At 72.1% G+C, this 21,798-nt stretch carries 19 protein-coding genes and 1 rRNA gene; 14 read left to right on the top strand and 6 right to left on the bottom strand.

Annotation, left to right across the window (positions count from 1 at the left end):
- A 5S ribosomal RNA gene (gene rrf, locus ADK67_RS26365) occupies positions 1–85 on the top strand; the annotation flags it as partial.
- Between the two features lie 49 nt (positions 86–134).
- Here rrf and ADK67_RS26360 read toward each other — a convergent pair.
- Together ADK67_RS26360 and ADK67_RS26355 are read right to left on the bottom strand one after the other, a co-directional pair.
- Positions 135–1,706, bottom strand: a complete 1,572-nt coding sequence (locus ADK67_RS26360) for a WXG100-like domain-containing protein (RefSeq protein ID WP_157620845.1) — start codon at positions 1,704–1,706, stop codon at positions 135–137.
- A 7-nt stretch (positions 1,707–1,713) separates the two neighbouring features.
- Positions 1,714–2,028 (bottom strand): hypothetical protein, encoded by a 315-nt coding sequence (locus ADK67_RS26355; RefSeq protein ID WP_157620844.1) that lies wholly within the window; start codon positions 2,026–2,028, stop codon positions 1,714–1,716.
- A 94-nt stretch (positions 2,029–2,122) separates the two neighbouring features.
- Here ADK67_RS26355 and ADK67_RS26350 point away from each other — a divergent pair, with 94 nt between their 5' ends.
- Together ADK67_RS26350 and ADK67_RS26345 are read left to right on the top strand one after the other, a co-directional pair.
- On the top strand, positions 2,123–3,688 hold the full coding sequence (locus ADK67_RS26350; RefSeq protein WP_053719188.1) for a deoxyguanosinetriphosphate triphosphohydrolase family protein: 1,566 nt from the start codon (positions 2,123–2,125) through the stop codon (positions 3,686–3,688).
- A gap of 201 nt (positions 3,689–3,889) precedes the next feature.
- Positions 3,890–6,622, top strand: coding sequence for a S8 family serine peptidase (locus tag ADK67_RS26345; RefSeq protein ID WP_442974190.1), 2,733 nt, complete (start codon positions 3,890–3,892; stop codon positions 6,620–6,622).
- Positions 6,623–6,683: 61 nt separating this feature from the next.
- Here the strand turns inward: ADK67_RS26345 and ADK67_RS26340 are convergent, their stop codons facing one another.
- Positions 6,684–7,661, bottom strand: coding sequence for a helix-turn-helix domain-containing protein (locus tag ADK67_RS26340; RefSeq protein ID WP_053719186.1), 978 nt, complete (start codon positions 7,659–7,661; stop codon positions 6,684–6,686).
- A gap of 321 nt (positions 7,662–7,982) precedes the next feature.
- Between ADK67_RS26340 and ADK67_RS26335 the strand changes: the two genes are divergently transcribed.
- The 5 genes from ADK67_RS26335 to ADK67_RS26315 all read left to right on the top strand — a co-directional run bounded on the left by ADK67_RS26335 (position 7,983) and on the right by ADK67_RS26315 (position 10,721).
- Complete coding sequence (locus ADK67_RS26335; RefSeq protein ID WP_231648364.1) at positions 7,983–8,558, top strand: hypothetical protein; 576 nt, start codon at positions 7,983–7,985, stop codon at positions 8,556–8,558.
- 13 nt (positions 8,559–8,571) lie between these two features.
- Positions 8,572–9,252 (top strand): acVLRF1 family peptidyl-tRNA hydrolase, encoded by a 681-nt coding sequence (locus tag ADK67_RS26330; RefSeq protein ID WP_053719185.1) that lies wholly within the window; start codon positions 8,572–8,574, stop codon positions 9,250–9,252.
- Positions 9,253–9,333: 81 nt separating this feature from the next.
- Positions 9,334–9,738, top strand: a complete 405-nt coding sequence (locus ADK67_RS26325; protein ID WP_053719184.1) for a hypothetical protein — start codon at positions 9,334–9,336, stop codon at positions 9,736–9,738.
- A gap of 4 nt (positions 9,739–9,742) precedes the next feature.
- Positions 9,743–10,258 carry a SigE family RNA polymerase sigma factor gene (locus ADK67_RS26320; RefSeq protein WP_053719183.1) on the top strand — a complete coding sequence of 172 codons (516 nt, stop codon included), beginning with the start codon at positions 9,743–9,745 and terminating at the stop codon, positions 10,256–10,258.
- Complete coding sequence (locus ADK67_RS26315) at positions 10,251–10,721, top strand: hypothetical protein (protein ID WP_053719182.1); 471 nt, start codon at positions 10,251–10,253, stop codon at positions 10,719–10,721. The genes ADK67_RS26320 and ADK67_RS26315 overlap by 8 nt, the downstream gene beginning before the upstream one ends.
- 73 nt (positions 10,722–10,794) lie before the next feature.
- Here the strand turns inward: ADK67_RS26315 and ADK67_RS26310 are convergent, their stop codons facing one another.
- On the bottom strand, positions 10,795–11,568 hold the full coding sequence (locus ADK67_RS26310) for an SDR family oxidoreductase (protein ID WP_053719181.1): 774 nt from the start codon (positions 11,566–11,568) through the stop codon (positions 10,795–10,797).
- Positions 11,569–11,708: 140 nt separating this feature from the next.
- Between ADK67_RS26310 and ADK67_RS26305 the strand changes: the two genes are divergently transcribed.
- The 4 genes from ADK67_RS26305 to ADK67_RS26290 all read left to right on the top strand — a co-directional run bounded on the left by ADK67_RS26305 (position 11,709) and on the right by ADK67_RS26290 (position 16,962).
- Complete coding sequence (locus ADK67_RS26305; protein WP_053719180.1) at positions 11,709–13,337, top strand: ABC-F family ATP-binding cassette domain-containing protein; 1,629 nt, start codon at positions 11,709–11,711, stop codon at positions 13,335–13,337.
- Between the two features lie 178 nt (positions 13,338–13,515).
- The gene (locus ADK67_RS26300) at positions 13,516–13,725 is read left to right on the top strand and encodes a helix-turn-helix domain-containing protein (protein WP_015103570.1); all 210 of its coding nucleotides are present in this window, start codon (positions 13,516–13,518) and stop codon (positions 13,723–13,725) included.
- Positions 13,726–13,791: 66 nt separating this feature from the next.
- Positions 13,792–14,607, top strand: coding sequence for an enoyl-CoA hydratase/isomerase family protein (locus ADK67_RS26295; RefSeq protein WP_053719179.1), 816 nt, complete (start codon positions 13,792–13,794; stop codon positions 14,605–14,607).
- Positions 14,608–15,078: 471 nt separating this feature from the next.
- Positions 15,079–16,962, top strand: coding sequence for an ABC transporter ATP-binding protein (locus ADK67_RS26290; protein ID WP_053719178.1), 1,884 nt, complete (start codon positions 15,079–15,081; stop codon positions 16,960–16,962).
- A 62-nt stretch (positions 16,963–17,024) separates the two neighbouring features.
- Here ADK67_RS26290 and ADK67_RS26285 read toward each other — a convergent pair whose 3' ends face one another.
- Together ADK67_RS26285 and ADK67_RS26280 are read right to left on the bottom strand one after the other, a co-directional pair.
- Entirely contained in the window at positions 17,025–18,596 is a 1,572-nt protein-coding gene (locus ADK67_RS26285) for a penicillin-binding transpeptidase domain-containing protein (RefSeq protein ID WP_082403814.1), read from the bottom strand.
- Between the two features lie 61 nt (positions 18,597–18,657).
- A complete protein-coding gene (locus ADK67_RS26280) occupies positions 18,658–19,398 on the bottom strand; it encodes an SIS domain-containing protein (RefSeq protein ID WP_157620843.1) in 741 nt (246 codons plus the stop codon).
- Positions 19,399–19,503: 105 nt separating this feature from the next.
- On the opposite strand from ADK67_RS26280, the gene ADK67_RS26275 reads away from it, so the two are divergent.
- Together ADK67_RS26275 and ADK67_RS26270 are read left to right on the top strand one after the other, a co-directional pair.
- Positions 19,504–20,268, top strand: coding sequence for a DeoR/GlpR family DNA-binding transcription regulator (locus tag ADK67_RS26275; protein ID WP_082403812.1), 765 nt, complete (start codon positions 19,504–19,506; stop codon positions 20,266–20,268).
- A complete protein-coding gene (locus ADK67_RS26270; RefSeq protein WP_157620842.1) occupies positions 20,261–21,433 on the top strand; it encodes an MFS transporter in 1,173 nt (390 codons plus the stop codon). The genes ADK67_RS26275 and ADK67_RS26270 overlap by 8 nt, the downstream gene beginning before the upstream one ends.
- Positions 21,434–21,798: the final 365 nt, after the last annotated feature.

The following is a 21,798-nucleotide window of genomic DNA, read 5'->3' as shown; positions in this document are numbered from 1 at the left end:
TCCCATTCCGAACCCGGTAGTTAAGCCTTCCAGCGCCGATGGTACTGCACTCGTGAGGGTGTGGGAGAGTAGGACGCCGCCGAACAATTCTTTCCCTCAAGGGGGCGCTCAGTCGAGCGCCCCCTTGAGGCATTTCAGCGTTCCCCGGCGATGATGGCGGCGATCTCGTCCACCGCGGGGTGGTCCGGGTGGAACGGCGCGCTGTGAGGTTCCGGCCAGCCGGACGGTGACTCGAAGGTCCGAGCGCCGAACTGCGGGTTCACCGGGGCGCGGCCGTGGAACGGGTCGACGGTCGGTGGGTGGGGTTGCGCGGCGTTCGGCGGTCCCAACGCGATCTCGGGGTTGGTGATGTTGATCGGGTCATCCGGAGACGTGGTGGCGTGCACGCGTTCGCCCACGTGCGCGGGGTCGACCCCGTCGAGCCGGAGTTCGCTGACGTGGTGCACGCCCGCGCCCGGGCTCGACACCAGCACCACGTCGTCGGCGTTGAGACCGTGGTCGCGAGCGGTCTGGCCGATCACGGTCGTGCCGTAGCTGTGACCCACGACGGTGAGGTGCGCCCGGTCCTGGGTGTCGGTCGCACGCAGCCCGTCCTGGAACCGGTCGAGCGACTGCTCGGCGTTGTCGGCGTAGATCGACTTCCCGGCCTCGGGGAAGATGCTGTCGGGTGCGTCGTAGCCGACCCAGGTGATGACGGCGGTTCCCTCGCCCGCCTCGGTGGCCAGCATCCTCGCCCGATCGATGTCCCCGCCGGCCTGGCCGAGCTCGGCGTAGGTGCCGGGCACGAAGGTGGCGATGTCGCGCGCCGTGTCGGGGTTGCCGTAGGACACGATGATCTTGCCGTCGTCCGCGGTGTCGAGGCCGAGCAGGTAGTACTGGTTGGCGCTGGTGAGATCGCCGCCCGGCCGGAAGCGTTCCAGCACGGCGATCTGCTGGTCGAGCTGGATGAGGCGTTCGCGCTCCTGCTCCCACAGGCCGGGGTTGTTGGAGAACTCGTCCGCCGCCCGGAGCCGTTCGTCGTGCAGCGCGGCGAGCCGGTCCCGTTCGGTGCGCAGCGCGGCGATCTCCCGGTCGAGCACGGCGCGGTTGGCCTGGTCGCGGATCTCGGCGGGGATGCCGTCGAGGTTGCGGACGAGGTCGGGGTTGTTCCGCACGACGTCTTCGCGCTCGCCTTGGCCGAGTGACAGCCACCAGGTGTGGACCTCCTGCGGGGTCGCGCCCGGTGGCGGGCCGGGCGTCCGGCCGACCGGCGGGCCGCCGGTGATCCGCCCGGCCGCGTCGTGGACCAGCTTGGTGGCCTCGGCGGCGAGTTGTTGGGCGAACGCGTTGCGCTGGAGGTCTTCCCCGATGCCGGTGATGCCCGCGTACCGCTCGGCGTTGGCGTCGACGAGCTTGACGATGGCGTCCTTGGCGGTGGCGACCTCGGTGGCGAAGACCTCGGCACGGCGGGCGAGTTCGGCCATGTCGGCGGCGGTCGTGCCGGCTCGTTGGAGGTGGTGGCGGACCAGGCCGGTGAACACGGCGCCCGCCGCGTCGGGCCAGTCGGCGTTCACGGAGTTCAGGCTGTGCTCGGCGGCCTTGCCGTACTCGGCGCCGGTGCGCCGCCAGCTGTCGGCCAGCGCGTGCGCGGTCTCCTCGTTCGACAACGGCCAGGTGGCGCCCATGGCCTTCGCCCGCAGCCACAGCTCGGAGGTCGGTTCGGGCACGGCCACCTCAGCCACCACCCGGGAACGCGCCCCTGGAGCGCACGTCGGCGGCGAGGTAGTCGACCACGGCGTCGTGACCGGTCCGGCCGTCGGCCAGCAGCAGCTCCGGCACGAGGTCCGCGACTTGGCGCACCTTGGCCGCGTCGGCGTCGTAGACGGCGCGGAACGCCTGCCCCAACGGGTCCGCGCCGATGCCCGCCTCGCCCGCGACCAGCCCGGACTGCCCGTCGCGCCACGTGGCGGCGAGGTTTTCGCCGGTGCCGGTGAGGCGGTGCAGCGCGGGTTCTACCCCGTCCACCTGCATGTGTGCGAAACCACCCATGGCACTCAAGGTGGCGCAACGCGTCGGCGCGCGGCGGGCCGTGGCAGCTACCGGTCACGCGCCGAGCGGCGCGGGTGCGACTAGTTTTTCGACCATGCACCAGGAGCCAGCCGACCCCCGAACGCAGCGCCGCTCCGGCGGGAACTCCGTCCAAGCCGACCTGGCCACGAGCCCGTTCCGGGTCGACCGGGACCGCGTCGCCAGCTCGCCGTTCTTCGCCCGGCTCGGCGGCGTCACGCAGGTCGTCAGCTCGACGGGCTCCGGCCTGCTGGTGCACAACCGCCTCACGCACAGCCTGAAGGTGGCCCAAGCCGCCCGGGCCATCGCCGAGCGCCTCAACACCCGGCCCGACGTCGCGAACCTGCTGGACAAGCTCGGCGGCTGCGACCCGGACGTGGTGGAGGCGGCCTCGCTGGCGCACGACCTGGGGCACCCGCCGTTCGGGCACCTCGGCGAGCAGGTGCTCGACCGCCTGGCCCGGCACCGGTTCGGGCTGTCGGACGGGTTCGAGGGCAACGCCCAGTCGTTCCGCATCGTCACGACGACGGACGTGCGCGGTCCGGCGGCGGTCGGGCTGGACCTGACGGTGGCGGTGCGCGCGGCGATGCTGAAGTACCCGTGGACGCGCCTGTCGTACCCGAAGCCGCACCCGAGGGACCTCCCCGCGCCGCCACGTGGCGCCGCCGAGCCGACCGACGCGCCGGGCACCGGGTCGAGCAAGTTCTCCGCCTACGTCACCGAGCTGGACGACGTCGAGCAGTCCCGCGCGTTCTACACGGCCAGGTTGGAGCGGTGGCAGCAGACGGTCGAGGCGTCGGTCATGGACACGGCCGACGACATCGCCTACGCCATCCACGACCTGGAGGACTTCCACCGCGTGGGCGTGCTCCAGCACGCCGCCGTGTCGACCGAGCTGAACACGTGGCTGGACCACGCGGTGGAGCTGGCGGGCCTGACCGCCGCCGACCTGGCCGCCCAGGAACGCCGACCGGGCCGTTCGCTGGAGACGCTGCGCCGGCGGCTGCACGCCAAGGACTCGTGGGCGGTGCACGACGACGCGTTCGCGCACGCCGTGGCCAAGGTGCGCGCCGAGCTGGTCGACGGTCTGCTGGCGGTCCCGTTCGACGGCTCGGTGGAGGCGGAGCAGGCCGTGGCCGGGTTCTCCGCCCGCTGGACGCGCCGCCTGGTCGACTCGGTCGGCGTGGTCGAGGAGCCGACGACCAGGTCCGGGCACGTGGTGCTGGCCGTGCCGCAGTGGCACGAGGTGCAGGTGCTGAAGTTCGTGCACCGCCGGTTCGTGCTGCTCCGCCCCGACCTCGCGCTGCACCAGCGCGGCCAGGCGCGGCTGCTGACGGCGTTGGTCGAGGCGCTGGAGCAGTGGGTCACCGACCGGCACGAGGCGAACCGGCTGCCGCGCCGGCTGCACGACCTGGTGGAGCTGGCGGGCGACGAGTACGCGCTGCTCGCGCGCACGGACCCGTCCGTCCTGGTGGGTGCGACGGGGGAGACGCCGTCCGGGCCGGACGCGATCCGTGCCCTGGCGCGTGGCCGCGCGGTGGTCGACTTCATCGCCTCGCTCACCGACAACCAGGCCGCGGCGCTGCTCGACGCACTGTCCGGACGAACCGGTCAGCTGTGGACAGATGCTTTTGTACTGTGAAATGTGATGGATCTACCGTCTGAGAAGTAGGCCGAACGGTGGCAGACGGTACTGAGGCGTGCGCAATACGTTGACCCTTCGGTCGGAGTCATCCGACCGCAGGCCGCGTGCGTCGGGGGCACGCACGAGCTGGGGGAGACGCCTGTGCGCTCACCGAAACGTCGTTTGCGAAGAAACGCCCTGATCGCGGCGGGTGCCGCGGTGCTGTTGACCTTGGGCGCCGGGTCGCCCGCCGTCGCCGATCCGACCAAGGCGTCCAAGGGCGTCGAGGACAAGACCGCCGCGCAGATCGCCGCGCTGCAGGACATCAAGAGGTCCCTCACCGAAGCCGAGTCCAAAGTGGACAGCGCGCTCGTCGTCGAGCAGCGCCGCCGGTCGAACGCCACCACGTTGGCCAAGCTCCCCGCCCTCCAGACCGGCGTGAAGGTCCACAGCGGAAACACCGTCGTGGTGGACATCCGCGCGTTCAAGGTCACCGACGACCTGGTGGCCGCCGTGAAGGCCGCCGGCGGCGCCATCCGCTCGGTGTCCACCGAGGGCAGGACGGTCCGCGCGCAGCTGCCGCTCGGCTCGCTGACCAAGCTGTCCGCGCGCGGCGACGTCCGCCGCGTCGAGACCGCGGTCGAGTACAAGACGTTCAACAAGCAGGACCGCAAGGCCGACCCGGCGCCCTCGAAAGAGGACAAGGCCCGGGAGATCGAGGCACGCACCCGCGAGGCCCTGATCGCGCCGCAGGCGATCCGGACCGGCGAGGGCGACCGGGCGCACGCCGCGGACACCGCCCGTGACGACTTCCGCGTCACCGGCACCGGCGTGAAGCTGTGCGCGCTGTCCGACGGCGTCGACTCGCTCACGCTCTCGCAGACCGCGGGCGAGCTGCCCGCCGGCGTCGAGGTCCTGCCCGGTCAGGAGGGCTCGGGCAACGAGGGCACCGCGATGCTGGAGATCCTCCACGACATCGCGCCGAACGCGAGCCTCGGCTTCGCCACGGCGGTCAACGGCGACGCCAGCTTCGCCGACAACATCCGCGCCCTGCGCTTCCAGCTGGGCTGCGACGTCATCGTCGACGACATCCTCTACTTCAACGAGTCGCCGTTCCAGGACGGCGTGATCGCGCAGGCCGTGGACGCGGTCACCGCCGACGGCGCGCTGTTCTTCTCCTCCGCCGGCAACGAGGGCAACGTCGCCGACGGCACCTCGGGCCACTGGGAGGGCCAGTTCGTCGACTCGGGCGTCGGCGTCGGCAAGTTCGCCGGCACCGCGCACGACTTCAACCCCTCGCCGGACGCCAAGCAGGTGTTCAACCCGCTGTCGGACAGCTCGGGCAACGTGCCCGTGACGCTGTTCTGGTCCGACCCGCTGACCTCCTCGTTCAACGACTACGACCTGTACCTGGCGAACTCCCAGGGCAACGTGGTGGCGTTCAGCCAGGGCGTGCAGGACGGCAGCCAGGACCCGTACGAGCGGCTGAACACGCCGGCGACCGCGTCGGGCCTGCGGCTGGCCGTGGTCAAGTTCCGCGGTGAGGACAAGTACCTGGCGGTGACCGCGCTGGGCGGTCGCTTCAAGGACTCCTCCGACGGGCTCAAGAAGTTCGCCACGCCGGGCGTGACCCGGGGCCACTCCGCGGCCAAGGGCGCGATCAGCGTCGCGGCGGCGCCGGCGAACAACCCGCTGCCGTTCGACCTGGAGCCGGGCGACCCGGCCAACCCGCGCGGCCCGTTCCCGAACGCGTTCGACGGCACGCAGAAGCCCGAGCGGTTCACCTCGGACGGTCCGCGCCGGCTGTTCTTCGCGCCCGACGGCACCCCGAGCGAGGAGCTCCGGCAGAAGCCGGACCTGACCGCGGCGGACGGCGTGCAGACCAGCGTGGCCGGCTTCAACCCGTTCTTCGGCACGTCGGCGTCCGCGCCGAACGCGGCCGGCATCGCGGGTCTGGTGCTGTCCGGCAACCCGGGCCTGTCGCCGGCCGAGGTGCGGGAGGCGATGACCGCGACCGCGCTCGACATCGCCGAGGCGGGCACGGACAACCGGACCGGGGCGGGCGTCGTGCGCGCCGACCTGGTGCTCGCCTACACCGGCGCCTCGCCGCAGCCGCTGGCGAAGGCGGCGAAGCCGTCCGTGGTCAACGACGCCGACGGCAGCCAGTACCTCAAGCCGGGCACCACGGCCACGGTCACCGTGCCGGTGGTCAACACCGGTGACGGCACGGCCGCGTCGACCAGCCTCGTGCTCACCACGCCCACCGCAGGTGTGACGATCGCGCCGCGGTCGAAGTCCTACGGCAACGTCGAGGTGGGCCAGACGGTCACCAACACGTTCAAGGTGACCGTGCCCGCGTCGATGGGCGTCGGCTCGGCCATCCGGCTGGACGCCAGGGTGACGTTCGCGGGCTCCACCTCGCCGACCACGAGCGCGTTCACGCTCAACGTCGGCGAGCCGTCCCGTGACGCGAAGACGTTCGCCTACGCCGGGCCGGTCGTGGCCATCCCGGACAACGACGCCACCGGCGCCTCGGTGGAGATCCCGGTCAGCGGCATCGGCCGGGGCTCCAAGGTCGTGTTCTCGATCGACGGCGACACGTGCAGCGCGACGACGGGTGCGACGACGGTCGGCATCGACCACACGTTCGTCGGTGACCTGGTCGGCACGCTGACCTCGCCGTCCGGCGCGACGGCCACGGTGTTCCAGCGCAACGGCGCGACCGGCAACAACCTGTGCCAGGTCGTGTTCGACGACACCGCCGCGCAGCCGTTCTCGTCGGTGACCAGCGCGTCGGCGCCGTTCACCGGCACGTGGCGGCCCACGACCCCGCTGGGCTCGCTGCTGGCCGAGCCGGTGGACGGCACGTGGACGTTCAAGGTCGTGGACGGCGCCTCGTCCGACCGCGGCTCGATCCGCTCGGTCTCGCTGAAGATCAACGGTTACGTCTAGGGTTCGTCCGTGCGTCAAAAGGGCCCCGGGAGCGTGCTCCCGGGGCCCTTTTGTTCACGTGTTACTTCGGCCACTCCCAGCGGATGCCGAACACGCCGGGCCCGAAGCCCAGCGCCACGGCGTGCACGCCACCCGCCGCGTCCAAGGCCAGGTTGCGCCGCCGGGACGGGGTGTCGTCGCCGGCGGGCACGCTGAACTGCTGGCAGCGGGCGGGCAGGTTCGACTGGTCGAACCGCACCTCGATCACGTACTCGCGCACCGGCAGCCGGAACTTGCGGGCGAACGTGTTGTTGCCCGCCGGGTAGTGGCCCTCGGCGAACAGCAGCTCGTACTCCATGATGATGGTCTCGCCCCTGGTCAGGGGTCGGTCGAACATCATCTCGGCGGCCATGATGTTGGCCTCGGTGTCCTCGACCACCCGGCCGAGGTGGCAGTTGCGCAGGTTCACCACCTGCGGCAGCACGTTGGCCTGCTCGGTCTCGAACACCAGCGCCCACCGGTCCGGGCCGTCCTGCTCGGCGCGCAGGATCTGGCGCACCCACACCGAGCGCTGACCGCCGTCCGCGGCGATCTCGATCCGGTCGTGCTGGCTGATCCGGCCCAGCTTCACGTCCGACGACGTGTCGACCTTCGTGAGCAGGTCCGCCACCCGCTCACGACGCGCCCACAGCGCGTCGATCGGCATCATCGTCGTCGGTCGGGACCGCCTGCCACGCGGTCGCGGCGGGCCGAGCAGCGCCGACAAGCCGGCCTGCGGCACGCCGAGCACGGTCTCCAGGTGGCGCAGCGCCTCCAGCGACTCGGGTCGCTCGGGTCGGCGTCGACCGGACTGCCAGTAACTCAGCGTCGCGACACTGATCGTGACCCCGCGCAGCGCGAGCCGGTGCTGGATGCGGTCGAGACTCAGCCTGCTCGCTTTGATCGCGGCTCTCAGCGCCTCGGGGAACGGTCCCGTGGTGAGAAGCTGCGCAAGACTGCCGTGGCCCGTCGAGTCGAGTTCGTCGACGGACAGGTTGGGTCGACCGGCAGCGTTGGTCATTGTGACTCCCCGCTGTCATGAGATCACGCCCCAGTGACCCTACCCGCCAACGCAGGGCGTTGGTGCCTTCCAGGTGGAGTCAATGATTGGGCCATACGGGTTACGAGTTCACTGGGATGGGCATCGTTCTGTCAAGTGGTGAACATCCGTGCTCTCCCCTTTGTAAACCCGTCGGTAACATTGTGCAACGGCGGCTTCGGGGTCCGGGCGGCGACCCCTTCGGTACCGATGCGCGACCGATGCGCGGAGCCGCTCCTCCCCACGCCCCACCGGCCACACGCCGTTGGCGGTCGTTGATCCGTTGGGCCTACTGTGTGCCCGGTGACCGCCGCCCAGGACCTCGTGCCCCTGCCGGAGGACCCGCTGACGGAGGTCGCCGCCGCCGTGCTCGGCGCCGGCCACCACGTGGTGCTCGACCTGCTCGACGTCGTGCGCCACCACGGTGGGCCGCCCGTCGACGTGGTCCGCGCGGGCGACGACCTGCTGCCCCGGCTGGCCCACGAGGACGCGCTCGACCAGGCGCTGCTGCTGGCCCGCCAGGCGCTGCGGCCCGGCGGCCTGTTCGTCGCCGCCGTCCCCGAGCTGGACAAGCTCGGCAGGCTCCGGCCCACCGCGCCGCCGCCGAAGGTGTCCGGGCGCGGCCCGGAGCGGCAGGTGACCGTGCAGCTGTGGGACTGGGCGGCCGACGGCGAGTCGTACGCTCTGGAGGTCGTGCGGCTGGTGCGCGGCGCGGAGACGTGGGAGGTGGCGAACACCGTGTCGACCCGGCACCGCGTGCTGTCGCCCGAGCAGATCTCCGCCTCGCTGACCGACGCGGGCTTCGGCGCCGTGCAGCGGCTCTCGCCCGCCGAGTGCGGGCACCCGCTGCCGGTCTGGGTCGCGGTCGCGCCGGCGTGAACGCCGTGCTGCCGTGAGCAAGGTCCGCCCGGTCTCCGGCGGCGGACGGGCGGTCGAGGTGCCGCCCGAACGCCTGGACGGGTGGTTCGCCCGGTTCGCGGCACGGCACGGCGGCGTCGTCTCGACGTCGGTGACGCCCGGTCGTTGCCTGGTCACGGCGGTGGACGGGGCCACGGCCTCGGTGTCGGCCGCGTTCGGGGAATTCACCCCTCAGGGTGAGGCTGAAGGTCTGGTGCTGGACGCGTTGCTGACGTATGCGCTCGCGTCGCGCCGGATCGGGCTGCTGCTGGTGCGGCTCGGCGGGCACAGCATCGGGGTGGCGCGGGACGGCGTCGTGCTCGTGTCGACCACGGACAGTCGTCAGGTGCACGGGCGCAACAAAGCGGGCGGGTGGTCGCAGCAGCGGTTCGCGCGGCGCCGGGAAGGGCAGGCCCGGGTCGCCCTCCAGGCGGCGGCGGACGACGCGGCGAGGGTGCTGGCGCCTCGGGTCGGCGAGCTGGACGCGGTCGTGCTCGGTGGTGACCGGCAGGCGTTGGACGCCCTGCGGGGTGACCGTCGGCTGGACGAGGTGTTCGCGATGGCGTCACCGCGCGTGCTGGACGTGCCGGAGCCTCGGCGGGCGGTGCTGGACGAGGCCGCCGTGCGCGCGCGGGCGGTGGAGGTCGTCGTCCGGGAGCTTCCCGAAAACTCGTGACAACCTCCGGCGCGCCCAACCGCATTCATAAGGGTGAGGGGGCGCCGAACCGCGGTGGCCTCACGAACCCGAGGAGCAGTCTTGCTGCGCAAACGACTCGTGCTGGCGGCGGGGGCCGTCGTGCTCGGCGGCATCGCCGTGGCCGGGACCGCGCTGGCGTCCGGCGGTGGCGACGAAGCGCCCGCGTCGACCACGACCCAGCCTCCGGCCACCTCGGTCAGCACGTCGCCGATCGCGACGTCGCCGTCGACCAGCGTGCCGATCGAGACCACGCCGCAGCCCACGGTGAGCCAGCCGCCGATCAGCACCAGCCCGGGGCCGTGGCCGACGACCACCGTGCACCCGGAGCCGACGATCTCCGTGCCGCCGACCACGACGGTGGTGACCACGTCGCCGGGCCCGTCGCACCCGGCGACGACCACGACGACCAGGCCGCCGCAGCCGACGCCGCTGCCGACCTCGACGACTGCCACCACGAGGCGCTGACGGCGTGAGCTGGGACGCGGAGTTCACCCACTACTTCGACCGGTGTGCCGACTCGATGCGCTTCACCGCGTTCTTGTTGTGCGGCAACCACCACGAGGCCGAAGACCTGGTGCAGTCCGCGTTCCTCAAGCTCTACCTGGCCGGTCCGAGGCTGGCGCAGCGCGACGGGATGGACGCCTACCTCCGGCAGATCGTGGTGCGCACGTTCCTGGCCGAGCGCCGCCGGGTGCGGTGGAAACGGGAGAAGCTCACCGACTCGATGCCGGACGTGCCGGCGGCCGGGTCGTTGAGCGAGGACCGGCTGGTGGTGTGGCACGCGTTGGGCGCCGTGCCCGCCAAGCAGCGGGCGACGCTCGTGCTGCGGTACTGGCACGACCTGGGGGTGGAGGAGACGGCCGCGGCCCTCGGTTGCTCGGTGGGCACGGTGAAGAGCAACACGAGCCGCGGCCTCAAGGCGTTGCGGCAGAGGCTGGGACCGGAGTTCGGCGACTTGTGGCAGGAGGTGTCGCGCGGTGCTTGAGGACGAGCTGAAGAAGACGTTCGAACAACTGAACATCCAGCCGCAGCCACGCACGTTCGGGGCCGTGGACATCGTCTACCGGGGCACCGCCGTCAAACGCCGTCGGCGCACCTACGCGGTCGCCGCGACCGGCACCGGCACCGCCGTGGTCGCGGTGGTGGTCGCCTTCGTCCTGAACCAGCCACCGAACCAGGACGACAACAGCCCGGCGGGCCCGCCGATCCCCAGCAGCACCCCCGTGCCGACCAGCCCCTCCGTCACGCCGGACCCGGGCGCCTCGTCGTCGGCGGAGAGCCCGGCGTCCACGACACCCCCGACGACCACGACCCGCCTCGGGGCCACCACGACCGCGACGACCTCGCCGATGGCCACGACGACGAGAACCACGGCGCCCGGCGCCGGCGTCGACACCACGTTCCGCTCGACCGGCACCCAACCCGTGCCGACCGCCACCTCCCGCTGAAACCCCGCCGCCCCCACGCACCGACGGGCGGGACTCGTCCGTCGTGAGCCCCGCCCATCGTCCGCCTGCCCGGCTACCCCAACGTGCCGGTGGCGAGCAGCCCGCCGTCCACGCGCACGGTCTCGCCGGTGATCCACTCGGCGGCGTCCGAAGCCAGGAACGCGACCAGCCGCGCGACGTCCTCCGGCGTCCCGAGCCGCTTCATCGGGTAGCCGGACGCCGCCTCCTCCTCGCGCCCCGTGTAGAGGGCCTCGGCGAACCGGGTCTTCACCACCGCCGGCGCGACCGCGTTCACCCGCACCTTCGGCCCGAGTTGCCACGCCAGCTCCTCCGTCAACCGGATCAGCGCCGCCTTGCTCGCCCCGTACGCCCCGATCACGCCGGTCGACCGGATGCCGCCCACCGACGCGATGTTCACCACCGCGCCGCCGTGCTCCGCCATCCACGCCTTCCACGCCAGCTGCACGAACCCGAGCGCGGCGACCACGTTGACGTCGAAGATCTTCCGCACCGCGTCGAGGTCCGCGTCCACCAGAGCGCCGAACACGGGGTTGATGCCCGTGTTGTTCACGAGCACGTCCAGCCGGCCGAAGCGCTCCAAGGTCGACTCGACGGCCTGCGCGCGGTCGTCGGCGCTGCCCGCGTTCCCCGGCACCGCCAGCACTCGATCGGGTGAAACGTCGGCCGCGATGGCCAGCGACTCGGCCGCCGCCGTGACCGCCTCCGCCTTGCGCGACGTGATCGCCACCGACGCGCCGCGCGACAGCAGCTCCAGCGCGATGCCGTGCCCGATACCCCGACTGGCGCCCGTGACCAGGGCCGCCCTGCCCGTGAAGTCCGAAGTCATACCGCGCAATGTATGCCGGTGGACACACACGGCTAATCCAGTGGCGCCGACCCCGTAGACTGGGCTCGTGGTCATCCTCATCGAGTAGTCCCGCGCCAGCCGCGCCGTTGACCTCGCATGACCACACACCGGAGAAGACTTTGATCACCGCAACCGATCTCGAGTTGCGCGCGGGCTCGCGCATCCTGCTGTCCGACGCCACCCTGCGGGTCCAGGCGGGCGACCGCATCGGCCTCGTCGGCCGCAACGGCGCCGGCAAGACCACGTCGCTGCGCGTCCTCGCGGGCGAGGGCCAGCCGTACGCGGGGGACATCCGCCGCACCGGCGAGCTGGGCTACCTGCCGCAGGACCCGCGCGAAGGCGACCTGTCGGTCATCGCCAAGGACCGCGTGCTGTCCGCGCGCGGCCTGGACCAGCTGCTCCGCGACATGGAGAAGATGCAGTCCACGATGGCCGAGCTGGTCGACGACGCCGAGCTGCAGGCCGCCGTGCGCAAGTACGGCCGCCTCGAAGAGCGGTTCGCCGCCCTCGGCGGGTACGCGGCCGAGAGCGAAGCCGCCCGGATCTGCGCCAACCTCGGCCTGGCCGACCGCGTGCTCGCCCAGCCGCTGCGCACGCTGTCCGGCGGCCAGCGCCGCCGCGTCGAGCTGGCCCGCATCCTGTTCGCCGCCTCCGAGGGCGGCGTCGGCACGAAGTCCAGCACGATCCTGCTGATCGACGAGCCGACGAACCACCTCGACGCCGACTCGATCGCGTGGCTGCGCGGGTTCCTCAAGTCCCACGAGGGCGGCCTGGTCGTGATCAGCCACGACGTGGAGCTGCTCGAGGACGTCGTCAACAAGGTGTGGTTCCTCGACGCGACGCGCGGCGAGGTCGACATCTACAACATGGGCTGGAAGAAGTACCTCGAGGCGCGGGCCGCCGACGAGAAGCGCCGCCGCCGTGAGCGCGCCAACGCGGAGAAGAAGGCCGGCGCGCTCATGGCGCAGGCCGACAAGATGCGCGCGAAGGCCACCAAGGCGGTCGCCGCGCAGAACATGGCCCGCCGTGCCGAGAAGCTGCTGTCCGGCCTGGAGGACACCCGCCAGGCCGACAAGGTCGCCAAGATCCGCTTCCCGCAGCCCGCCACGTGCGGCCGGACGCCGTTGACCGCCGAGGGCCTGAGCAAGTCGTACGGCTCGCTGGAGGTCTTCAGCGGCGTCGACCTGGCCATCGACCGCGGTTCGCGGGTCGTGATCCTCGGGCTGAACGGCGCGGGCAAGACCACGTTGCTGCGGCTGATCGGGTCGATGGAACGCCCGGACAGCGGCGAGGTGATCGCCGGTCACGGCCTCAAGCTCGGGTACTTCGCCCAGGAGCACGAGACGCTCGACCACGAGGCCACGGTGTGGCAGAACATCCGCCACGCCGCGCCGGACACGCCCGAGCAGCAGCTGCGCTCGCTGCTGGGCACGTTCCTGTTCAGCGGTGAGCAGCTCGACCAGCCCGCCGGCACGCTGTCGGGTGGCGAGAAGACCCGGTTGGCGCTGGCCGGCCTGGTGTCGAGCGCGGCGAACGTGCTGCTGCTGGACGAGCCGACGAACAACCTCGACCCGGCCAGCCGCGAGCAGGTGCTCGACGCGTTGCGCCGGTACGAGGGAGCGGTCGTCCTGGTCACGCACGACCCCGGAGCGGTCGAGGCGCTTGAGCCCGAGCGGGTGATCCTGCTGCCCGACGGGACCGAGGATCACTGGTCCCAGGAGTACCTGGAGCTCGTGCAGTTGGCCTGAGCCAACGGGTTTCGCCCCCTCTCACCCGAACGTGAGCACTGATCGACTCTCCGTGATCACACGACCGCTCGCAGATCATTTCGCTTGATCACCTGGCGTTCTTGGTCTTCGTGTTCGATCATTGCGACGACAGGGGCTTTCGAAGGCCCGACCTGCTGTCTACGGAAGGCGGGACAAGGTGGCTGACCTGAAGAAGGGCGCCCGGATCACCGGCGCCACGCGGGACAAGCTGGCCGCTGACCTGAAGAAGAAGTACGAAAAGGGCGCGAGCATCCGGGCGTTGGCCGAGTCCACCGGACGCTCCTACGGCTTCGTGCACCGGGTGCTCAGCGAGTCCGGTGTGCAGCTGCGCGGTCGCGGTGGCGCCACCCGCACGAAGAAGAAGTAAGCTACCCTCCGGTAACCTACAGGTGTCGAGGAGAGACGACACCTGACGAAACCCGGAGGTTCACGCATGTCGGCACCGACCACCATCGACGCCGGCCTGCTGGAACGCGGAGGCGTGCGGCTCGTTGTCGAGGGACCGCGCGCGACGATCACGCTCGACCGTCCCGACGTGCTCAACGCACAGACGCCGTCGACCTGGGTGGCGTTGCGGACGATCGGTGAACAGCTGGGCCCGGACGTCCGCGTCGTGGTCGTCCGGGGTTCCGGTCGCGCCTTCTCCGCAGGGCTCGACCGGCGCATGTTCACGGGCGCCCCGGTGGAGGGCGAACCGGGTCTGCCGGAGATCACGCGACGGGGACCCGAAGCGGGCGCGGCGCTGATCGCGGAATTCCAACAGGGCTTCCGCTGGCTGCGCGACCCGGCTCGGGTGACGATCGCCGCGGTGCGCGGGCACGCGATCGGCGCGGGCTTCCAGCTCGCCCTGGCGTGCGACTTCCGCGTGGCCGCCGACGACGTCAAGTTCTGCATGGCCGAGACGTCGCTCGGCCTGGTGCCCGACCTGGGCGGCACGTTGCCCCTGGTGCGCCTGGTCGGGTACTCGCGCGCGGCCGAGATCTGCCTGACCGGACGGCGGGTCGGCGCCGAGGAGGCGTTGCGGATCGGCCTCGCGAACTCCGTCGTGCCCGTGGACGGGTTGGACGACGCGGTCGACGCCCTGGTCGGCCAGGTGCTGCAGCCGATGCCCGGCGCCGTGCGGGAGACGTTGGCGCTGCTGGCGTCGGCGGCGGACGGTGCGTCGGAGGAGGAGCAGCTGCGGGCCGAGCGCGAGGCCCAGCTGCGCCGACTCGCCGAACTGACCGCCCTGGCCGGCGGCCAGAACTGACGCGGGGCCAAACACGATCGGGTGAGATCGGGCCCAAAATGTACGGAAACACTGTTCCCGTACATCGGTTGATATGACCGAGCCGCGAACCACCCCGCCCCGTCCCCACCACCCCGCCCCAACGGCCTGCTCCGCTGCCCGACCCACTGCCCGCTGCCCCACCCACTGCCCGCCGCCCGGTCCCGCCCGGCCCCCGCCCTGCGGCCCGGATCCGAGCTTGCTCCGGCCTGACCCGGTCGACTCGGCAATACCCCCGGCCTCACCCCGGCCCCGACCCGTCCTAAGCCCACCAGTCCGCAGCCCACCAGTCCGCAGCCCACCAGTCCGCAGCCCACCAGTCCGCAGCCCACCAGTCCGCGCTCCGCGCTCCGCGGGTCGCTCGGGCCGCTCGGGTCGCGTGAGTTCCCGCCGTGTGGCGTCACGTCCACCCGAACGGGAACGTCGAGCGGGCTGGGGGCGTTACCGTCTGTCGTGGACGGTTCCTGGGGATTGATGCGCAGCGCGATGCGGGCGTCGGACGTGCCAACGGCGGTGCGGCGGGGGACGTTTCGGCGGGTGTTGGGGTTCGCTGGGCCGCACCGGGCGAAGTTGGTCGTGTTCCTGCTGCTGACGGTCGTGTCGGCGGTGCTCGCGGTCAGCACGCCGGTGTTGGCGGGACGCGTGGTGGACGCGATCGTCGGTGGCCGGGACGTGTCGGTCGTCGTGTGGTTGGCCGTGGTGATCGCCGGGATCGCGGTGGTGGACGCGGGGCTCGGGTTGGTCGAGCGGTGGCAGTCGGCGCGGATCGGGGAAGGTCTGATCCACGACCTGAGGCGCGCCGTGTACGAGCACGTGCAGCGGATGCCCATCGCGTTCTTCACCCGAACGCGCACCGGCGCGTTGGTCAGCCGGCTGAACAACGACGTGATCGGCGCGCAGCGGGCGTTCACGTCGACGCTCTCCGGCGTGGTCACCAACGTCATCCAATTGGGGCTCTCGCTCGGCGTGATGTTCACCCTTTCGTGGCAGGTGACCGCGCTCGCCCTGGTGCTGCTGCCGGTGTTCGTGATCCCCGCGCGGCGCATGGGCAACCGGATGGCGGACCTCCAGCGCGAGGCCTCCACGCTGAACGCGGGCATGACCACCCAGATGACCGAACGGTTCTCCGCACCGGGCGCGACGCTGGTGAAGCTGTTCGGCCGACCGGAGGCTGAGACCGAGGAATTCGGCGAACGGGCCGCGCGCGTCCGCGACATCGGCGTCCGCACGGCGATGGCGACCCGCTGGTTCATGACCGGCCTCACCCTGGTCTCCGCCCTGGCCCAAGCCCTGGTCTACGGCCTCGGCGGCTACCTCGCGCTGACCGGCGACCTCGCCGCGGGCACCGTCGTCTCGCTCGCGCTCCTGCTGACCCGCCTCTACTCGCCGCTCACCGCCCTCGCCAACGCGCGCGTCGACGTGATGACCGCGCTCGTGTCGTTCGAACGAGTGTTCGAAGTGCTCGACCTGAAGCCGATGATCGCCGAACCGGACCACCCGCGCCGCGTGCCCGACGGCCCGGTGTCCGTCGAGTTCGACGACGTCCGCTTCGCCTACCCGGCGGCCGACAAGGTCTCCCTGGCCTCATTGGAATCAGTGGCCACATTGGACACGCGCGGTGGCGAGGAAGTGCTGCACGGCATCAGTTTCCGGGCCGAGCCGGGCCAGCTCGTGGCGCTCGTCGGATCGTCCGGCGCGGGCAAGTCGACCATCGCCTCGCTCGTCCCGCGCCTCTACGACGCGGACTCCGGCGCGATCCGGCTGTCCGATGTGGACGTGCGGGAACTGGCGTTCGAGTCGATCCGGAAGACCGTCGGCGTCGTCACCCAGGACGGTCACCTGTTCCACGACACGATCCGCGCGAACCTCGGCTACCCGCGACCGGAGGCGACCGAGGACGAGCTGTGGGACGCGTTGCGCCGCGCCCGCCTGGACCACCTCGTCGAATCGCTGCCCGACGGCCTCGACACGGTGGTCGGCGAGCGCGGCTACCGGCTGTCCGGCGGCGAACGGCAGCGGCTCACCATCGCCCGGCTGCTCCTGGCCCGGCCACGCGTGGTCATCCTGGACGAGGCGACCGCGCACCTGGACTCCGAGTCGGAGGCCGCGGTGCAGGTCGCGCTGACCGAGGCGTTGCGCGGCCGGACCGCGTTGGTGATCGCGCACCGGCTGTCCACGATCCGCGCGGCCGACCAGATCCTGGTCGTGGAGGCCGGGCGCGTGGTGGAACGCGGCACGCACGCCGAACTCCTGGCGGCCGAGGGGCGCTACGCCGAGCTGTACCGCACGCAGTTCGACGAAACGCCCGCCGTCGAGGACCTGGAGACCGCGGTCTGAGCCCTTGAGGGCGCGTCATTCTGGAAAGACGCGCCCTCAAGGCCCGCCCTCGGAGCCCACTCTCAGAGCCCGCCCAGGAACGTGCCGGTGGCGGCGACCGCGACCTTGGACGAGCCGCCGTTCACCACCAGCACGGCGAACGCCAGGTCACCCCGGTAGCCGATGAACCAGCCGTGCGACTGCGTGCCGTCACCGAACTGGGCGGTGCCGGTCTTGCCGCGCACGCCGCCGTAACCGGCCAGTTCCCGCGCCGTGCCGCCGGTGACGACCTCGCCCATCATCGAGCGCAACGCGTTCGCGACCCCACCGGGCAACGCCGCCGGCGCCTGGCCCTCGGTCGGGATCTCCCGGATCAGCTGCGGCACCGGCGTGCGCCCGTTGGCGACCGTCGCCGCGACCAGCGCCATGCCGAACGGCGTCGCCTGCATCTCGCCCTGGCCGATGCCCGCCTCCACCCTGGCCGGCACGGACTCGGCGGGCGGGATCTTGCCGGTGTTCGTGGTGATGCCCGCGACCGTGAAGTCCGACGTCAGCCCGAAGTACGCGGCGGCCTGCGGCAGCGCCGTCGCGGGCATGTCCGCCGCCAACTGGCTGAAGCTGGTGTTGCACGAGGCCGCGAACGCCCGGTGCAACGGCACCGTGCCCAGCTCGAACGAGTCGTCGTTGGTGATCTGCCGGGTGCCGATGGTCGCCTTCCCGGGGCACGCCACCGGTGTGTCGGCCGTCGCCAGACCACCTGTCAACGCCGCCGTCGCCGTGACGACCTTGAACGTCGACCCCGGCTCGTAGTGGCCGTAGAGCGCGAGCGGGTCGTTGCCGGTGGCCGCGTTCTGCGCCACCGCCAGGATCTCGCCGGTCGACGGCTGGAGCGCCACCAGCATGGCCGCCTGACCGCCCACCTGGTCGACCGCGACCTGCGCGGCGGCCTGCGTCTTCGGGTCCAGCGTGACCGTGACCGACTTGGCGGCCTGCGCCTTCTGCTCCTGCAGCACGGCGACCGCGACCCCGGCCTGGTCCACGACGGAGACCTGCCAACCGGGCGTGCCGTTCAAGGCGCCCACGGCCTGGCGCACCGAGTCCAGCACCACCGGCGCGAAGCCCGGCGGCACCGGTTGACCCGTGCGGTCGACCAGCGCGCCGTCGGCGGACGTCGTGGTGTAGGCCAGGCTCTGGCCCTCGGCGAGCTGCGGGTGCAGCACGGCCGGCGACCAGCGCACGCGCCACTGGTCGTCCGCCAGCCGCAGTCCGAGCTTGGCCGCGTGCTTGAGCGGCACGCCGCCCGGCAACGTCCACGTGACGTCGGCGTCGACCTCGGTCGTCGTGGCGTCGTCGGTGACCTGCGGCAGCCGGCCGAGCTGCGCGTGGAACGTCGCGCCCGGCATCCCCTGCTGGGTCCGGGCGATCACCGCCCCCGCCGCGTCCGCCGCGTCGGTGAGCGCCGCCGCCTGTCCCGCCTGACCGGACGCCAACGCGGTGAAGAACCGCTGGGCGACGACTCCCGGAGCCACCCGATCGGGTTTTTTCTCGGCCACCGGATCGTCGCCCGGCCACAGCACCAGCACGCCCGCGACGATCACCGTGACCGCCGCGGCGCCCCCACCGGCCAACACCCAGCGCTTTGTCCTCTTGTTCACGAGTTCCCCCTTTAGCGACCGGAGATTAACCCGGACGTGTGGAGAATTCGTGAACGTCGACTCAGCCCAGCTGCGGCACCCGCGTCTGGTACTTGCGCAGCAGGTCGGCGTTGGCCGCGTCGCCGCCCTCGACGTTCGCGCTGCGCCACAGCGGCAGCGGCACGTCCGCCTCGGCGGCCTTGTCGAACAGGCGCACCATCAACAGGTTCCACAGGAACGCGGTCGCGATCGTGGACACGGCGGCGGTGACGGGGTCGGCGAGCGGGTAGGTCGCGTCGCCGGGCGGCACCAGGTTGTCCAGCACCACGGTGGCGTTCTCGGCGAGCGTGGTGCCCGCGCGGCGCGGTGCGAGCGCGCTCGCGGCGACCGACGTCACCGCGACCACGGGGCAGCCGGCGTCGGCCGCGAGCACCGCCAGCTCCACCGGGTACGGGTTCACCCCGGAGGTGGAGAAGACGAACAGCACGTCGTGCGCGGCCAGGCCCGCTTCGCGCAGCACCTCGGCGGCCAGGCCGGAGCGGCGTTCGGCGGACGTGCTGCTCACCGCGCCGTGCATGGGCAGCAGTTCGGGGTGGTAGATCGGGCGGACGCAGGCCAGGCCGCCGGCGCGGTAGAACGTCTCGGCGACCGCGGCGAGGGAGTGGCCCGCGCCCGCCGTGAGCACCATGCCGTCCGCGCGGACGCTCGCCAGCACCAGCTCGGCCACGTCGTCCAGAGCGGCCGCGTTCTGCTGCTCCACCCTGGTGAGGTGGGTGCGCACGACGTCGCCGTAGTCGGTGTCGGTCACGGGCTCGGTCGTCATGCGGTCCTCCAGTGGTCTATACCAAATGCGGTGCTGGTGCCCAGTCCTACCGGATCGTCCCATCACCCGCCAGGGTGTTGACCACTGAACATATGTGGTGTTCAAATGAACGCCATGGATGTGTCGTGGCGTCACGAGAAGATCCTCCACCGCTTGCGGGGCGGCGAGCGGGTGTCCGTCGGGGTCCTGGCGGACCTGGTGGGCACGTCGGAGATGACGGTGCGGCGCGACCTCGACGTGCTGGAGCGGGAAGGGCTGCTGCGGCGCGTGCGCGGTGCGGCGGTGAGCATGTTGACGGGGGAGGAGACGCCTTATGCGGCACGGGCGCGGCAGCGGTTGGAGGCGAAGCGGCGGATCGGGGCCGCGGTCGCCGCTCTGCTGGACGACGGCGAGACCGTGGTGCTCGACGGTGGCAGCACCACGGTGGAGGTGGCGCGGCGGCTGGTCGACCGGCGGCTGACCGTGCTGCCGCTGTCGTTGCACGCGGCGGACGAGTTGCGCGGCGCGGAGCAGGTGCGGATGGTGTTGCCGGGTGGCGACATCCGGCCCGGTGAGCTGGCGTTCGTCGGGCCGCTGACCGAGCACGCGTTCCAGGTGATGCGGTTCGACACGATGGTGCTCGGCAGCTGCGGGTTGAGCGCGCGCAACGGTGTGTCGGCGCACGACCTGGCCGAGGGCGCGGTGAAGAAGGCGGCCGTCGAGGCGTCGGCGCGGGTGGTGGCGGCGATCGACAGCTCGAAGTTCGGGCGCACCGCGTTCGGCCGGGTGTGCCCGGTGGAGGAGATCGACGTGCTGGTCACGGATTCGGACGCGCCGGAGGAGGAGGTGAGCCGGATCCGTGAGGCGGGGGTGGAGGTGAGGCTTGTCTGACGCCGTCGTCGGGCACGGGGTGCCGCGTCGTGCGCGGGTGGCGACGGCGGTCGTGTTCGCCGTGCACGCCGCCGTGTTCGCCGCGTGGACGCCGCACATACCGGCGGTGAAGGACCGGTTGGAGCTGAACGACGGCACGTTGGGGTTGACGCTGCTCGGCGCGCCGGTGGGTTCGGTGGTCGCGATGCTGCTCGTCGGGCGGTGGGTGGCGCGGTGGGGCAGCAGGCGGGTCGTGCTGGCGATGTTCCTCGGGTACGGGGTGGCGTCGCCGTTGCTCGGATTGGCTTGGGAGCCGTGGGCGTTGTTCGCGGGGCTCGCGGTGTGGGGCGCATTCCAGGGTGCGCTGGACGTGGCGATGAACTCGCAGGGCATCGCGGTCGAGGCGGGGTACGGCCGGCCGATCCTGGCCGGCTTCCACGCGTGGTGGAGCTTCGGCGGGTTCGTCGGCGTGGGGTTGGGTGCGCTGGCGATCGCCGTCGGGCTGGACCTGACCGCGCAGATGGTGGTGGTGACGGGTGTGGTGCTGCTGATCGCGGTGCCGTTGACGCGGGCGATGCTGGGCGACGACCACGCCGTGGACGAGCACCGGCTCGGGCTGCCGTGGCGCGACCGGCGGGTGCTGCTGCTCGGCGGGGTCATGTTCGCGGGGTTGTTGTGCGAGGGCGCGGTCGGCGACTGGGCGGCGTTGTACTTGCGCGACACCGTCGGCGTGTCCGCGGAACGCGCGGGCTGGGGTTACGCCGTGTTCGCCGCGATGATGTTCGTCGGGCGCGTGATGGGCGACCGGTGGGTCGTGCGGTTCGGCGCGGCGCGGGTCGTGGGCGGCTTGGCGGCGGTCGGTGCGGTCGGGCTGGCGGTGGCGTTGGTGGTCGGCGGGTTCTGGCTCGCGCTGGCCGGGTTCGGCGTGTTCGGCTTGGGGCTGGCGTGCATCGTCCCGGTGGCGTTCAGCGCGGCGGCGGCACAGTCCGAGGCGCACGCGGCACAGGCGATCGCGGGCGTCGCGACGGCCGGCTGGGCGGGCTTCCTCCTGGGGCCGCCGCTGATCGGGCTGGTGGCGCACGCGAGTTCGCAGGGCTGGGCGCTGGCCATCCTGCCGGTCCTGTGCCTGGGCGTGGTTCTCGGCGCGAGGTCGTTGGGCGGAGGGCGGCAGGTGGGCGCGAAGTAGCCGGCTCGGGCCGTTGCGCCGGTGCGGGCCAGGTGCGCCGATGCCTGCCGGGTCCGGCCAGGTCCCGCAGTGTCGGCAGGTCCGGCGAGGTCCGGCGGGGTCAGCCAGGTCCAGCGGGGTCGGGCAGGTCCAGCGGGTCAGCCAGGTCCCGCGGGCTCGGGCAGGTCCGGCGGGGTCCGGCCGGGGGTGGCTGGCTGCGGTCAGGTGGCCGGGGGTCGGCGGTCGTCCGGGGTCGGCCTGGTTCGGGCTGGCCGAGTCCGGGGCGGCGGCGGGCGGCGGGCGTGGGTGGTGTGGGTGGTGTGGTCGGGGGCTGGTGGGCGGCGGGGCGGGGTGGTTCGGGGCTCGGTCATATCAACCGATGTGCG

Origin of the sequence: Saccharothrix sp. NRRL B-16348 (genome assembly GCF_001280085.1) — a bacterium.
Classification (GTDB): Bacteria; Actinomycetota; Actinomycetes; order Mycobacteriales; family Pseudonocardiaceae; genus Actinosynnema.
Note: the sequence above shows the minus strand (reverse complement) of the source record. Positions and strands in the feature narration are given on the sequence as shown.